Here is a 14,888-nt window from a genome sequence, read left to right on the forward strand (position 1 = left end):
TGATAATGCTAAGTAACAGTAAAAAACTTGGTGCAAATCTGCTTAGCATTTTGTACCAAGTTATTTTTTATCATTACTAAGGAGTTTGATAAGCTTTTGCAAGCCCTTTATTTAAGTAAGGAAGGACTTGCAAAAACTTTATATGAGTTCTTTAGAAATCGAGGGTAATACCCTTCTCGTCAATCTTCTTATATGTCTTGTCGTTGACAGTTACATTCTTTGAGTTCTTGGCATCGAAGGTGTGGGTCTTTGCACTTACCTTGATGTTCTCAAGCTTCACGCCATCGGTACGGTTGATGACAATACCATGCTCTGCATTGTTTACCTCCATATCCTTGATGTGGATATTGCTTACCGGCATCTCTGGAAGGCCGTTAAAGTAAGCTGCTCGACGGGCTGTACGGCAGATGACATGGTTGATGTCGATATTGCGGAAGCAAGGAGTTGTTTCATCTACCTTGAACTTCTGTACCTTCTGGCTCTTAGTCTCATCGCCATCGTTGAGAACTTCTACGGCAGACTTGCCACCGTAATAGAGATCGAAGGTGATGACATCTGTCTGGATATCAAACATTGACATGTTGTCGATGTAAATATTCTCTACTACGCCACCACGACCGCGGGTACTCTTGAAACGGAGACCTACATCGGTGCCGAGGAACTGGCAGTCGCTCACCTTGATATTCTTCACACCACCGCTCATCTCGCTACCAACAACGAAACCGCCATGACCCTTGAATACGGTACAGCCGTTTACGATGACATTCTCGCAAGGAATGCCGCGCTTTCTTCCGTCAGCATCCTTACCGCTCTTGATACAGATACCGTCATCGCCTACATCGAAAGTAGAGTTGACGATGAGTGCATTCTTGCAGCTCTCCAGGTCAAGGCCGTCACCATTCTGAGCGTATGAAGGGTTGCGAACCAATACATCTTCTATAAGAACGTTCTCGCACATCAGCGGATGAATGTTCCATGCAGGAGAGTTCTGGAAGATGACACCATTGAGCCAAACGTTCTTGCAGCTTACGAGACTGATCATTACCGGACGGAGGAAACGCTTGATCTCGTTCCACTCTTCTTCTGAAGCAGGAGTCTTAGGCACATTCATGTTGGCACTGTTGTCAGCCTTCAATGCACCCTCTGTTGGGAACCAGTAGTCAGCTCTCTTGAACGCACCGCCACGTGAAGTAATCTGCTTCCACTGTGCATCTGTAACCTTCTGCTTCTTCAAAGGACGCCAGTATTCTCCGTTTCCGTCGATGCATCCCTGACCGGTAATTGCCACGTTGGTAAGATTATGGCCAGAAATAGGCGACTGGCAGCGGCGTGTATCCAGACCCTCGAATGATGTATCTATGAAAGGGTAGAGAGCATCATCTGGTGAGAAAAGGATGACAGCACCTTTTTCGAGATGCAGGTTGATGTTGCTCTTCAATACGATAGGACCTGTGAACCATACGCCCTGTGGAACGATGAGCTTACCGCCGCCTTTCTGAGTCAGCGCATCGATAGCCTTGGCAAAGGCTGTGGTACAGAGAGAAGAGCCATCGCCAATGGCACCAAAGTCCTTGAGATTTACCTCGTTGGCTGGGAATTGCGGACGGGTCACCTTCTCCATCTGGAATGGCAGATTCTCATATAGAGCATCATACTTTTTGATGTCGGTTGCCTGGGCACTTAGCGCCAACAAGCAAGCACATACCATGCTAAAAAATTTCTTCATCTATTTTTTCGGTTTGTTGGGTTATTATATATAAGTTATTTCTTCTGCAAAGATAAATATTATCTTTTGAAAAGCCAAAAATAGAAAGGCTTATTCTAAATAAATCGCTGTAAACGTTTTCGTGAAGTGGGGGATATGATAAGATATAAGCGGATATATAATGATGTTATAAGTGCATATATATATAATAAGGTATATAAACGAAAAAAGGAGAGAAGTGAACTTCTCTCCATCTTGGTACCCAGACCCGGGATCGAACCGGGATGGATTGCTCCACTGGTGTTTGAGACCAGCGCGTCTACCGATTCCGCCATCTGGGCAAATACCACTTTGCTTATTTGCGGTTGCAAAGGTACTAATAATTTTTGAACTGACAAACTTTTTGGGAACTTTTTTTTCGAAAAATGCATTTTTGATGCAGAAACATTAAATTTTTGTTGTTTTTATAGTCCACTTTATTAAATTTCAAGAAAATCTTTGGCACTTTCACGGATAATCACTAACTTTACAGATGAATTTAGAAAACCAACAAAATATTAGACTCAAGATATGAAGAGTAACGGAAATAATTATTGTGTGATATTGGCAGGAGGTAAGGGACGCAGACTATGGCCTTGCAGCCGCAGCAACTATCCGAAGCAGTTTGTCGACTTCTTTGGAGTAGGGCGCACCCAGCTTCAGCAAACCTTTGACCGTATGGCAAAGATTGTGCCTGCCGACCATATATACATCAACACAAATGAAGAATTTGTTCAGTTGGTAAAGGAACAGTTGCCTGAGGTTCCTGCAGAACGAATATTGGCGGAACCTATTCATCGCAACACGGCACCTAGCATGGCATGGGCCAATCATCGCATCTCGATGCTCAATCCTGATGCCTGCATCATCGCAACTCCTTCGGATCAGGCTATCTTCAATGAAGATGCTTTCCGGGAGAACGTATTGGAAGGCCTGGCTTTTGTGGCTGAACATGACCGTTTCCTGACGATGGGTGTGAAGCCAACCCGTCCTGAACCTGGATATGGATATATTCAGATGGGCGAAGCTATCGGCAACGGATTATATAAGGTACAGTCGTTTACAGAAAAGCCGGAAAGAGAGTTTGCCAAGATTTTTGTAGAGAGCGGAGAATTCTATTGGAATACGGGTTTATTCCTTTCTAATGTGAAGTATCTGCGTGAGTGCTTCTGCAAGATTCTGCCTCCTGTACTCCGTGATTACGATAAACAGTATCCGGAATTCAGTGTGGAGACTGAGAACGCTTACATGAAGGAGAGTTTCTCTTCTTATCCGAATATCTCAGTAGATTTCGGCATCCTTGACAAGCCTAGCAATGTCTATATGATGAAGTGTGACTTCGGTTGGGCTGATTTGGGTACCTGGCACAGTATCTACGAGGCGATGCAGAAGAGCAGCGATGACAACGTGGTGATTGACAGCGATGTGATGATGGAGAATTGTCACAATAATGTGATCAAGTTGCCTAAAGGAAAACTGGCTGTATTGAACGGACTGGATGGATTCATCGTGGCAGAGAAAGACAATGTATTGCTGGTATGCAAGAAAGAAGATTCTTCTGCCCTGGTTCGCAAATATGTGAACGAGGTACAGATGAAGAAAGGCGAAGAGTTTGTTTAAGCAAGAATTTATGGAATATAGATAGAAAAAGAGCTGCGAAGCATATTCGCAGCTCTTTTTCTGTTTGAAACTTCTTGCATTTAAAGTTTCTTGAATTCCGTATAAATCTTATCAGCAATTTCCTTGAATTCTTCCTCTGTGAGCTTGAGATGCTCCTTGCGGAAGTTTACATCAGCCTCGCTGTTCATTGGGATGAGGTGGATATGGGCATGAGGAACCTCCAGACCCAATACTACCTGAGCTACCTTCTTGCATGGGAAGGCTGCCTTGATAGCCTTGGCTACCTTCTTGGCGAAAACCTCAAACTCAGCCAGGTCTGCATCCTCCATATCGAAGATGTAGTCCACTTCTTTGCGAGGAATTACCAGAGTATGACCTTTGCCGATAGGGCTAATGTCGAGGAAAGCATAGAACTTGTCGCTTTCTGCACACTTGTAGCTAGGAATCTCTCCTGCTGCAATCTTTGAAAAAATGCTTGCCATAATCGCTAATCAATTTATAATTAATAATTTATAATTTACAATTCATATTATATGATTCTCTTTTTGAAGTCGTTGCATCGGCAACTTTCATTTTCTATAGAGTATATCGGGGTGGCTTACATATAACATAAAAAGGAACCGTCATACGGGCATCGCTGCCGATATGATAGTTCCTTTTATTCCGTTTTATTCAAATGAAATCTTGTCGATGCGAAGATTGATGGTGCCGCGAGGAATCTTGATCTCTGCAACTTCACCTACCTTCTTGTTGAGCAATCCCTGTGCAATAGGAGTCTTGATGGAAATCTTGCCTTCCTTCAAGTTTGCCTCGCTCTCGCTCACGATGGTATAAGTCATCTTTGCCTTGTTAGCCATGTTGGTCATCTCTACCTTCGACATAATCTGCACGCTGTCGGTGCTGAGCTGCTTGGTATCGATAATCTTGGCCTCGGCAATGGTGAGCTTCAGGCGATTGATCTTATCTTCCAGATGAGCCTGTGCCTCTTTAGCGGCATCATACTCAGAATTCTCACTTAAATCACCCTTGTCGCGGGCTTCAGCAATTGCGGCTGATGCCTTAGGGCGCTCTACAGATACGAGCTGTTTCAGCTCAGCTACGAGTTTGTCGTAGCCTTCTTGTGACATGTAAGCCATAATTTTCTTGTTGTTTTAATGTTATTAATAATCGGTTGGCAAGTAGCATAAAAAATAAAGAATTCCAGTGCCAGTGAAGCACCGGAATCCTATATCTTATATGTGTCTCTTGTTTATCCTTTTGTGTATAATTCGAATGCAAAGATAGAACTTTATTTCCGTATCACCAAATTTTTTGGGGGAAATTTTAAAAATATCCTCCTTTTTCCTTCACATAGTTCATTAATTCGCTAAAAATCTGATTATTGCGCAATATCTCCGGGTTGCCTGTCATAATCATCTGCTTTCGGGCACGGGTGATGGCTACGTTCAGCTTGCGGTCGATGATGGCACCGTCTTCTACGAAACTGTTGCCGGCAAGGAAGTCGAGCTGCCAGATGTTCTGGATGGTAAAGCTGTAGATGATGACATCGCGCTGGCTGCCCTGGTACCGTTCTACGGTATCGATGCTGATTTTCTCCAGTTCCGGAATGCCGAGCTTTTCGATGCCTTTGCGTACCATGGCTATCTGGTTGCGGTAAGGAACGATGACGCCTACCGTCTTCTTGGCATCGAAACGCTCTCCATAGAAGCGGTGGATGCGGCGAAGCAGGTCTACCACGATTGCTGCCTCGTTGGCATTGATCTTATCGGATACATTCGGTTCCTTGCAGAATTTGGATGGGAGGAATATCATGCGGTGCTCCTTCAGCAAATCGTCGAGCGCATCTTCTGATGGAAGGGTGTATGACAGTTCTGTCTCCAACTGGTGTGGACATGGCACGGGTTCCAGCTTCTCCCGGCGGTAGAACATCCGATTAGGAAACTCTGCAATCTCGGGATGCATTCTTCCCTGGCGGCGCAGAATGCCGATGAATTCGCTGCGCTCTTCGTGATCTTCCCAATGAATCAGACGTTCGAAGAGGGAGTTGCGGCAGTTGGTAAGACAGATGTCCTGCAGGATGCTCATGTCGATGACTCCACCTTTCTGACTGTCGTTGATGGTAGGAATGCCTGAATCCTGCTCGCTCTGCTGCACCACGGCTGGCAACTGCTTGTAGTCGCCGATGAGGATGAACTTATCCACGGCAGACAGGAGACCGATGAGATTTGGCTCCAGTATCTGGCTCGACTCGTCGATGATGGCAAGCTTGAAGTGCTTCAGCGAGAAGATGAACGGCTTGGAGGTCATCATCGAAGTGGTGCCCACGATTACACGCGTACCTATTATATATTGTTTGATGGCTTCGAGCTTCGGACAGTCGCTGATGGCTTTCTCTATCAGATAAGGGCGGAACCGCTCATCGCAGGAGTACTCGCTGCCGAGGCGAAGGAATGGGATGCCGGAATCTACCAGCATCTCGCAGATTTCATCCACGGCACGGTTGGTATAACTCATCAGGAGGATGGAGGATGCAGGCTGCTGAGCCGTCTTGCCTCCCGAGGCGATGCTTTCTGCTGTCGGCATTCCCGTTCCATCGTTCAATGCTTCTTCTACCATAAACTTCAGGGCACGGCTGGTCTTTCCTGTTCCCGGAGGTCCCACGAGCAGGAAGTAATCCTGTGCCTGCTTGGCACGGAGAATGATGTCGTCCAGTACATCATCGTAATGTCTGGTTAATGTAAGCGAGGCATCTCTTTGCGGAGCACGCTGTCCTAACAGCAGGTCGCGCTTCTCCTTGGGTGCACAGATAAACTGGTGCAGGTTGCGGATGCTTCCGCCTGTTGATGCATCGCTCGTTCCATGTTCTATGGCGTAAGGCAGATTCATCTCGAAGATATCGGCATTCTGCTGTCCGTCGGTGAGATGCACCACAATCTCGTCGCTGTGAATCTCCTGCAGTACACCTTTATATAATATAGCCTTTCTCACATCGGGTTCTTCCTTCAGCTTGTAGGTATAGAGATATACCATGTCGCCGATGCGGAAGTTGGGCAGGAAGTCTTTTCCCTGGTCGGGCACGCTGAGGGTGATGGTATCATATCCGCTTCCTGCGCTGCTCTGTTCCTTCCGGATGATGTGCAGGTCGGTATAGATGTTGCCCGCATCTTTCTTTTCGGCGAGTGGCATGGTCCAGAGGTCGGAACTGGATGTGTTCGTTCCTTCCTGTGCGCCCACCTTGCTGATCATCTGCTCTCTGAGCACAAAGGTCATCATGCGGCAGAAGTAGGCTTCCTCCAGTGGCGATAGGGCATGGAGTGGGTCGGTGATGGCACTGAGCTGAGGCTTCAGGTACTTGTTGTAGAAGAAGTCCTGGGTGCCGGCTACATTGAGAACTTCGGGGGTAAACTCGTTCAGCGCATGCTCAAAGCCTTCCTTGGCTATCTCGAAGGAGGCGGCTACCAGTTGGTTTCTGTAGGTGATGGCTTCCTGGAAGAGCTTGCGGTAATAGGCTACCACCATCAATCCATCTTGCGGCTGATACTTGGAGTAGAGCAGACGGATATTCACGCGGTCGTTGCTCAGCTTGAAGTTGTGCTGCAATACGCCATAGTAGAGCAGCAGCTGCACATAGTGTGGCTCCAGCTGATAACTGTGATACCCCGGATCAACCTGATGGGTTTCGATATTCATGTTGCGTCCCGATTTCTGCTCCACCAGCAGTTTGCAGTCAGTGGTCATCAGGTCCACACGTCCCTGTATGCCGAGTGCTTCGCAGACGAACGAAGGTTCGAGGATGGCTTTCTTCCTGTCGTAAAGACTTTCGCCACGGAAGGCTGACATCTGTGCCTGCGATGCGGTGCGGGGAAAGAGAATATCCACTACCTGCTGCAGATTGAATGCCTGCAGACTGGCATCGGTATAGAATTTCTTGGCATCAAACCAGGGACAGGTGCAGAACTCCAGTGCTTTCTCCCTGAAATTCGTCTTTATGGTTTCGTTCATCTGGTATTTGCCGTTTGTATTGATGATGTCATCCAGCGCAGCACCGGCAAAGTTACCGAGCAGGGTAGCCTGGGTGTTGGCACGGGGTTTCATCTGGTTCAGCAGATAGAGCAGGGGATGATGACCGAAAGCCGTGAAGCAGGTGGCGATACTACTGATATCTACCAGATAATCGGGTTCTACCACGATGAGCCGGGGAGTGATGATGGGCTGCTTTACCTGACAGTCGAGCAGGTTGAGCTGCATACCTTCCTTCAGGATATCCCAGAGATAGGTATGGTCGATATGGTTCTCTTCATCTTTCAGTTGAACGAGATATTCCTCTTCGTCAGCATCCTGGTCGATGTCTACACGGATAAAGTCGCTGTCCCAGTTCTTCACGATGCAGCGGATGCGGCGGTTGTTGATTTCCAGTCCCTTCTGATAAGGGCGGTTGGTATGGGGAATGAGCACGTTTAGCTCGTGAGGTACATCCACTCCGAATACGGCGGAGATGAAGATGGCAAGGGCACGGGCATCATATTTCAAATCTTCGCTTGAAAGCGGTTCCTGCGAATTACTGTGCCGGCGCATGGTCTGGATGGCAATCTTGTCTGCCACCTTGATGCCGTGAGCCTTGCAGAGATAATCCACCTGGGAGAAAAGGTTACCGAAAGCCTGTTTGGTATCCTTCACTCCTTCGTGGCAGCAGAGGATGAGCGTATCGTGCATCATCTTGTTGCGTGTCTTCGGCTCCAGTTCGGGGAGCGTCAGTAGTTCCCTTACCCGCTGGAAAAGTTCAGCGGCGCTGATATTGTTTTGATTCATAGACTACAAAGTTACGAAAATTATAACTACTCTTATAATAAAGGTATTTATAATTATTGATAATTAACTGTTGAACAGGAATGCGTATTTAAGGAAATTTAGGGCGTTCGTGCCAAAAAGTGTATCTTTGCAGCAAAAGTACTAAAAAATAATGCAAGAAATGCTTGCCGTATCATTTCTTTTTTGTATATTTGTAGCCCCCAATTGAAAAGAAGGGGTATTATTAATCTAAAAGTATTAAACAATGACAAAAGAAGAATTGATGCATAGAGCCATTGAGCTCTCAAAGAATAGCGTGAAGACAGGTGGCGGACCTTTTGGTGCTGTGATAGCCAAGGACGGTATCATCATCGCTGAGGCTTCCAACAGTGTAACCATCGACCTCGATCCTACGGCTCATGCCGAAGTGAACTGTATCCGACAGGCTACCCGCAAGTTGAAGACCTTCAATCTGGAAGGTTGCGAGATCTATACCTCCTGCGAGCCTTGTCCGATGTGCCTGGGTGCCATCTATTGGGCACATCTCGACCGTATCTATTATGCCAACGACCGGAAGGATGCGGCAAAGATAGGTTTCGATGATGAGTTTATCTATGAGGAGATAGACCGCAAGATAGAAGACCGCCACAAGCCGATGATTGCCCTGATGCGCGATGAGGCGCTCGGTGCCTTCCGCATGTGGGAGGAAAATGCGGAAAAGACGGAGTATTAATGAGATAAGATAAAAAGGGAAGGTTGCACGGAATATGAACTGCAGCCTTCCTTTTTTCGTAGATTCTTCTTGTATTCTATCATGCGGGATAGAGAAAAATGGAGAAAAGGAACGATTTCTCAGATTTTCTTTGTAATTTTGCCGCCAAATTCAGAAAAGACCCTGAATTGATGGACAATGGAAATTCTCTAATTATTATAACGACAATGGAACAGTCAATAGAAAATCTCTACAAATTAGACGGCAGAGTGCCCGTAGGTAAAGCACTCCCATTTGGTCTTCAGCATGTGCTGGCGATGTTCGTCAGCAATATTGCGCCAATCATGATTCTCGCTGGTGCGATAGGTCTGGACAGTTCGATGAGCGCCGTGCTTATCCAGAACTGTATGGTCATCGCCGGTATCGGTACCTTGGTGCAGCTTTATCCGGTATGGCGTATCGGTTCTCGCCTTCCTATCGTGATGGGTATCTCCTTCACCTTCCTTTCGCTCGCCATCGCCATTGCCGGTGCTCATGGTATGGGTACTTTGATAGGCGCTGTCATCATTGGTGGTCTGGTAGAAGGAACACTCGGACTTTTCGCCAAGTATTGGATCAAACTCATTCCGCCTGTAGTAGCCGCTACCGTGGTAACAGCCATCGGTTTCTCGCTCCTTCCTGTTGGTGCCAACTCTTTTGCGGGTGGTCAAGGTGCAGCTGATTTCGGTAGCATGAACAACTGGGTTGTGGGTTCTGTCACTTTGCTGGCTTGTCTGCTTTGTCAGATCTTCGCCAAGGGTTTCTTGCGTTCTCTCTCTGTATTGGTTGGACTGCTGGTAGGTTACATCCTGGCGCTGTTTATGGGAATGATAGATTTCAGCGGACTTTCTGGTCTCTCTATCGTAGCTTTGCCAAAGATTTTGCCATTCACTCCTGAATTCAATATCGGTGCTATTCTCTCGGTGGTAGCTGTATATCTGGTTTCTGCCACAGAGACGATTGGTGATACTTCTGCGCTCTGCAACAGTGCGTTGAAGCGTGATCCTAAGACCAAGGAGATGGGAGCGGCAGTCTGCTGCGATGGTTTCGTAAGTTCGGTTTCCGGTCTTTTCGGTTGTACTCCTATCACTTCTTTCAGTCAGAACGTAGGTTTGGCAGCGATGTCGGGAGTAGTGAACCGCTTTACTATTGCCATGGGTGCCATCATCATGATTATCGGTGGTATCTTCCCAGCTATCGGTTATGTATTGACTACGATTCCTCAGGCTGTATTGGGCGGCTGTACCATCATGATGTTCGGTAGCATCCTCTTTGCCGGTTTCGGCATGATGGCGCGTACAGGCTTCTCTCAGCGCAACATGGTCATCGTGAGCCTCTCGCTCAGCGTAGGTCTCGGATTCACATCTGCAACAGGTATGTTCAACATCTTCCCAGAGATTGTGCGCACCGTTTTTGCAGATAACTGTGTGGCAGTAGTCTTCCTGCTCGCCGTTATCCTGAACCTCGTGTTGCCGAAGAATCTGGATAAGGCATAATCGCAGCTCGCCCAGAAAGAAAAGGTAAATCGCCACACGCCCTGAAAGGGCAGAAGCTCCTAGCCCAGGGTAACACCCTGGGGGTATGATGATTTTAACAACCTCGCCCTGTAAGGGCAAAAGCTTTGATTATGTGAAGCTTTTGCCCTTACAGGGCGACATTTTTGTTTGTATGTTAACCCAGGGTGTTACCCTGGGCTAGGAGCTTCTGCCCTTTCAGGGCGTGTGGCGAAGAAGAAGAGAATTCTTCACTCTTCCCTCTTCACTTTATTGTCCTCCCAGTCTTTCGAAGAAGGTGATGATTTCTTCGAAGGTCTTGAATTCATCGCTGCCGTATTCTATCGTCGTACCCATGAAACCATCGCATGGGCGAGGGTCGATGAAGTAATCGCCGTAGAGCAGGTTCTTCTGGTTGCAGAAGATGATGTGGTTGTAGGCTGGGGTAGAGAGATATTCCTCCACCCAGGTCTGTACCTTCGCCATGTATTCATGGTCGTTGGTTGGCGCTGGGGCTACGATGTATACATTATAATGCTCTATCAGCATCTCGTAAGCCTTGTGCATCGAGCTGGTTGCCTTCATGTAACTGTCGTGCAGGGCATCGAAGTCGATGTATACGATAGGGCGCTCCTTGCCGTTCTGCTTGTCGTCAATCCAGCGGATTACCGGACAGAGATAGTGGAATGCTACCTTGTCGATAAGTCGGTGCTCGCCATGGAATGGGATGGCGAGCGGATAGTGCTCATGGAAGAGGTCGAAGGTGTGGACCAGCGGATCAGCATCGCCGAAGAGACCGTAAACACGTTGCTGCTCCTCGGGAGTAATGTCCTGGAAGCAACGCTCGGTAAAGTCACGGTATTCCTTGATGAGGCCTTTGTTAACCATCAGTTCGTTCACTCCGTCCTTTCTAGGGTTCTGGAATTCCTGCTTGCCGGTCATGCTGCTCATTGTATCGCCCATCTTGAAGGCAGGGTTTACGAGGATGCGGTCGAATCCTTTCAGCAGTTCGGTATACATGCCTCCCATCGAGGTACCGATGATGAGGTCGGGCTTCTCAGTCTCCGCCATCTTCTGCAGCATCTCTATGCCCTCTTCCGGATGTACCGGGATGTCTTCAGCCACGAGGGTGGCATTCGGCATCAGTTCCTGCAACATCTTTACGGTGCCGCTCTGTGCAGAAGAGAGGAAACCATGAACATACATGATTTTCTTGCCCGCCATGAGGTCGGGGAATTGTTTGATATATGGATTCATATTCTTATAGTTTTATAGGGGGCATCATATCATGCTCCCTGAACATCTTATTCATTTCTGCTGCAAAATTACGCTAAATTGCAGACAAAACAAAATTATTGGGCGATAAACTTCCTTGTTTGCGAAAAAAGTAGTAATTTTGCACCCAATAACCATATTAAAGTTCAAGTCATAATGGATTTACTGAAAGAAAGAATTATGCAGGAGGGCAGATGCTTTCCTGGTGGAATCTTAAAAGTAGACAGCTTTGTAAACCATCAGATGGACCCTATTCTGATGATGGACTTAGCTAAGGAATTCGTGCGCCTTTTCAAGGACATCAAGTACAACAAGATTATTACTATCGAGGCTTCGGGCATCGCGCCTGCCATCATGGTAGGTTATCTGACCAATCTTCCTGTTGTGTTCGTCAAGAAAAAGCAGCCTAAGACTATGGAGGGTATGATTACCTCTGTGGTTCACTCTTTTACAAAGGACCGCGATTATACGGTTTGTGTGAGCAACAGTTATCTTACTCCTGAGGACCATGTTATCTTTATCGATGACTTCCTTGCCAACGGTAATGCGTCTAAGGGTGTGATGGACCTTTGCGAGAAGGCTGGTGCCAAGATTGAGGCGATGGGTTTCATCATCGAGAAGGCTTTCCAGCATGGTGGTGACTTCCTGCGTAAGGAGGGAATCCGTTATGAGGCGCTCGCTACCGTAGAGAGCCTGGATGATTGCAAGATTGTCTTGAAGTAAAATCTTTTATATATATTAAAAGCCGCCTGTAATAGGGCGGCTTTTTTATTTGATAATGTCTGCGGCATAGATGCCCATTACTTTGTATCCGTTCGGATTCGGGTGGAGCCAGTCGCCGCTGGCATATTCCCGCTTCATCCTTCTGTCATCATTCGGATCTTGAAGCAGCTTGGCGAAGTCTAGAATGCCATCTGCTTTCTTTGCCTGACTTCGAATCCAATCGTTTACATAGAGTCGGGCTGCTTCGTGGAAGTGGCTGTAGTAGCCGGCACCCTTGAAAGGCGTGATGGTGCCCAGGTAAACTTTCATCTTCCGGGCCTTCGCCTTTCTCATCATTCCCTGTATGCTCTCTATAATCTGGCGGGCTACCGTCTCGCTGTTTCCGCTCTTGGCAGCACCTATGTCGTTGATGCCTTCAAAGATAATTACCTTCTTTACACCGCTCTGCATCAGAATGTCTCGGTCGAAGCGTTCCTTGGCGAGTGCCCCGAAACCGCCCGGCACGGTTACGCGGTTGTTGCCGATGCCCAGGTTCAGTACACCCTGGTTGGTTATCTTATGTTTCAGCTGCAGCATCTCCGACATAACATCGGGCCACCGGTTCTGGGCATTATCCGTAGAACATTTGCCGTCGGTGATGGAGTTGCCCATGATGGCGATGGCACTCATGTTGGTGCTCATCGTATACACATCGATGCCGCTGATGTTGTACCAGTGGTTCTCACGGAAAGCCTTTTCGAAGTTGGAGTGGGCATTGGTTACTCCCTTCATGATATAAGAGGTGGTACGTGAGCCCATGTGGACGGTAGGCACATCGGGAGCCGAGGTGTAGTTGATGGTGATGGCTACGCGCTCCAGGTTCTTGAGATTGAACTTCAGCGCATCGCTCACTATCTGCCTGCCGGCAGGGATGGTAGCCTTGTAGCTGTTGCCGAACTTGAAGTATTGAGCCGATTTGGCATCAATCTTGAAGGAGTCTTTGGCGTGGGCGATATAGATGGAGCGTATCACTACGGGTTGCATCGAGTAGATATTGCTCAGTTTCAGTCTTATCACGTCGCCTCCTACGCTTACCTTTACTATCTGGCGAACCGAACGGTTTGTCATGTTGTTATTATAGGGCATAAACGCTTTCACCACAGTCTGCGGTGCCGTAGCCCAAGTTCCAATCCATGTTTGTGCCGCCATCTGTAGTGTGTATGTGCAGATGAAGCATAGTATCATTATAAATCTTTTCACCTTGTTGTATTTTTAAAGTATATATTTGTATGTTAATGGGGTGTTGTCATTAGGCTCGGCAGACCTGCTGACTGCAGTCGGCAGAGCTGCTGACTAGGCTCAGCAGAGCTGCCGAGCCTAGTGGAAATCTTCAAGAAGCAGTCTGCTTGAACCTCAGATATAGTCTCCTAGAACCTCAGATACTGACTCTTTGAACCTCCTAATCTATATCTTTGCCCCAGCTCAGGCGTATCCTTGTGCCAGATGAGCCGTCTCGTTACGTTTATTCAGCCGCATTGTTATACTTGCTCAGCCGCCTTGTTGACCATGTTTTTCGTTTAAGGTCTCAATTTGCGACCTTAAACGTTTTGCTTTTGCATACCTTTATCTCAAATGTGGTGCAACTTCTCCATTAGGTAAAAGAATTCCTGCCCTAATTAAAAAGGCACGTGCTGCTTCTTTACTGGCAGTAGAAGCCTTTCTTGCAGCCTCTAATCTTTCTTGTCTTTTGCTATCAAATAAATCCATATTCTACCTCCTTGTTTTAAAAGTTGAACATTTCTTCTGCAAAGATTATGCAAACGAGCGCAATGTAAGCTTGCTTACAGATTGCCGAGCGCCGCTAATCTTCTGCAAAGATTATGCCAGCGAGTGCAATGAAAGTTTACTTTCAGATTGCCGAGCGCCGCTAATCTTCTGCAAAGATACGCTTTTCTTCTGAAAGATGCAAAGAATTATTGAAAAATGTTTGAGGATGAGGGAAATAAAAAGAAAAACAAAAAAAACGGGTCATCACCAGCATCGAATAATCTGGGAGAGGGCTTTACCGGGACAGCGCTGCAAAGATAATAATTAAAATGGAATATGCCAAAGATCTTTTCGAAAAATTACGTCCCGACGTATCTGTTGCTACGTCGGGACGCGTCTGTTGCTACATCGGGACGTAGGAAATGCTACGTCGGGACGTAATTTTTGCTGCATCGTGGGAGGTTTTTCGATAAAGAGCATAGAAAAGCACTAAAAAATGAATAGAAAATAAGCGTTTTTGCTCAATGTTTTCAACCTTTTAGCTCCAAAAACACCTCTAAAACGCCCGAAAATCGCTGTTTTTTGCAAAATGTGGCAATAGGTGGCAATAAGGTGGCAATAAAAAAGCCCCTTATTGCCACCCGTTATGCTCTTATTATCAGTTACTTATAATAAGCGTGGCAAATGTGGCATTAGATTTGAGAAATCATATTCATGTGCGTAAAGAATCTTTGTTTCTCAAACATTC

11 protein-coding genes and 1 tRNA gene are annotated in these 14,888 nt (G+C 46.8%); 4 read left to right on the top strand and 8 right to left on the bottom strand.

The annotated features are described in order from the left end of the window. Nucleotides 1-151: 151 nt before the first annotated feature. The gene (locus KSW37_RS00290) at nucleotides 152-1,726 is read right to left on the bottom strand and encodes a glycoside hydrolase family 28 protein (protein WP_217743407.1); all 1,575 of its coding nucleotides are present in this window, start codon (nucleotides 1,724-1,726) and stop codon (nucleotides 152-154) included. Nucleotides 1,727-1,961: 235 nt separating this feature from the next. Then, nucleotides 1,962-2,046, bottom strand: a tRNA-Leu gene (locus tag KSW37_RS00295). Between the two features lie 229 nt (nucleotides 2,047-2,275). On the opposite strand from KSW37_RS00295, the gene KSW37_RS00300 reads away from it, so the two are divergent. Next, complete coding sequence (locus KSW37_RS00300; RefSeq protein ID WP_217743408.1) at nucleotides 2,276-3,364, top strand: mannose-1-phosphate guanylyltransferase; 1,089 nt, start codon at nucleotides 2,276-2,278, stop codon at nucleotides 3,362-3,364. 80 nt (nucleotides 3,365-3,444) lie between these two features. Here KSW37_RS00300 and KSW37_RS00305 read toward each other — a convergent pair whose 3' ends face one another. The 3 genes from KSW37_RS00305 to KSW37_RS00315 form a co-directional block, all read right to left on the bottom strand. Beyond that, nucleotides 3,445-3,846 carry an HIT family protein gene (locus KSW37_RS00305; RefSeq protein WP_217312978.1) on the bottom strand — a complete coding sequence of 134 codons (402 nt, stop codon included), beginning with the start codon at nucleotides 3,844-3,846 and terminating at the stop codon, nucleotides 3,445-3,447. A 186-nt stretch (nucleotides 3,847-4,032) separates the two neighbouring features. Further along, entirely contained in the window at nucleotides 4,033-4,500 is a 468-nt protein-coding gene (gene greA, locus KSW37_RS00310) for a transcription elongation factor GreA (protein ID WP_006847697.1), read from the bottom strand. Between the two features lie 187 nt (nucleotides 4,501-4,687). Further along, complete coding sequence (locus KSW37_RS00315) at nucleotides 4,688-8,173, bottom strand: DEAD/DEAH box helicase (protein ID WP_217743409.1); 3,486 nt, start codon at nucleotides 8,171-8,173, stop codon at nucleotides 4,688-4,690. A 244-nt stretch (nucleotides 8,174-8,417) separates the two neighbouring features. Here KSW37_RS00315 and KSW37_RS00320 point away from each other — a divergent pair, with 244 nt between their 5' ends. After that, complete coding sequence (locus KSW37_RS00320; protein ID WP_006847694.1) at nucleotides 8,418-8,885, top strand: nucleoside deaminase; 468 nt, start codon at nucleotides 8,418-8,420, stop codon at nucleotides 8,883-8,885. 206 nt (nucleotides 8,886-9,091) lie between these two features. Next, nucleotides 9,092-10,399 (top strand): nucleobase:cation symporter-2 family protein, encoded by a 1,308-nt coding sequence (locus KSW37_RS00325; RefSeq protein ID WP_254368518.1) that lies wholly within the window; start codon nucleotides 9,092-9,094, stop codon nucleotides 10,397-10,399. Between the two features lie 267 nt (nucleotides 10,400-10,666). On the opposite strand, the gene KSW37_RS00330 is transcribed toward KSW37_RS00325, so the two are convergent. Next, nucleotides 10,667-11,653, bottom strand: coding sequence for a YqiA/YcfP family alpha/beta fold hydrolase (locus tag KSW37_RS00330; protein ID WP_089544845.1), 987 nt, complete (start codon nucleotides 11,651-11,653; stop codon nucleotides 10,667-10,669). 174 nt (nucleotides 11,654-11,827) lie between these two features. Here KSW37_RS00330 and xpt point away from each other — a divergent pair, with 174 nt between their 5' ends. After that, the gene (xpt, locus tag KSW37_RS00335; RefSeq protein WP_022120760.1) at nucleotides 11,828-12,394 is read left to right on the top strand and encodes a xanthine phosphoribosyltransferase; all 567 of its coding nucleotides are present in this window, start codon (nucleotides 11,828-11,830) and stop codon (nucleotides 12,392-12,394) included. Nucleotides 12,395-12,439: 45 nt separating this feature from the next. Here the strand turns inward: xpt and KSW37_RS00340 are convergent, their stop codons facing one another. Together KSW37_RS00340 and KSW37_RS00345 are read right to left on the bottom strand one after the other, a co-directional pair. Further along, a complete protein-coding gene (locus tag KSW37_RS00340) occupies nucleotides 12,440-13,633 on the bottom strand; it encodes an SGNH/GDSL hydrolase family protein (protein ID WP_437181778.1) in 1,194 nt (397 codons plus the stop codon). A gap of 363 nt (nucleotides 13,634-13,996) precedes the next feature. Further along, on the bottom strand, nucleotides 13,997-14,140 hold the full coding sequence (locus KSW37_RS00345) for a hypothetical protein (RefSeq protein ID WP_006847677.1): 144 nt from the start codon (nucleotides 14,138-14,140) through the stop codon (nucleotides 13,997-13,999). Nucleotides 14,141-14,888 lie beyond the last annotated feature (748 nt).

The organism is Segatella copri, assembly GCF_019127135.1.
Taxonomy (GTDB): Bacteria; Bacteroidota; Bacteroidia; order Bacteroidales; family Bacteroidaceae; genus Prevotella.

What these genes read in the sequence shown, in the direction of transcription:
- KSW37_RS00300 (WP_217743408.1), top strand. Translation starts at nt 2,276, where the DNA reads ATGAAGAGTAACGGAAATAATTATTGTGTGATATTGGCAGGAGGTAAG.
- KSW37_RS00290 (WP_217743407.1), bottom strand. Translation starts at nt 1,726, where the DNA reads ATGAAGAAATTTTTTAGCATGGTATGTGCTTGCTTGTTGGCGCTAAGT.
- KSW37_RS00325 (WP_254368518.1), top strand. Translation starts at nt 9,092, where the DNA reads ATGGAACAGTCAATAGAAAATCTCTACAAATTAGACGGCAGAGTGCCC.
- KSW37_RS00330 (WP_089544845.1), bottom strand. Translation starts at nt 11,653, where the DNA reads ATGAATCCATATATCAAACAATTCCCCGACCTCATGGCGGGCAAGAAA.
- KSW37_RS00315 (WP_217743409.1), bottom strand. Translation starts at nt 8,173, where the DNA reads ATGAATCAAAACAATATCAGCGCCGCTGAACTTTTCCAGCGGGTAAGG.
- greA (WP_006847697.1), bottom strand. Translation starts at nt 4,500, where the DNA reads ATGGCTTACATGTCACAAGAAGGCTACGACAAACTCGTAGCTGAGCTG.
- KSW37_RS00345 (WP_006847677.1), bottom strand. Translation starts at nt 14,140, where the DNA reads ATGGATTTATTTGATAGCAAAAGACAAGAAAGATTAGAGGCTGCAAGA.
- KSW37_RS00305 (WP_217312978.1), bottom strand. Translation starts at nt 3,846, where the DNA reads ATGGCAAGCATTTTTTCAAAGATTGCAGCAGGAGAGATTCCTAGCTAC.
- xpt (WP_022120760.1), top strand. Translation starts at nt 11,828, where the DNA reads ATGGATTTACTGAAAGAAAGAATTATGCAGGAGGGCAGATGCTTTCCT.
- KSW37_RS00320 (WP_006847694.1), top strand. Translation starts at nt 8,418, where the DNA reads ATGACAAAAGAAGAATTGATGCATAGAGCCATTGAGCTCTCAAAGAAT.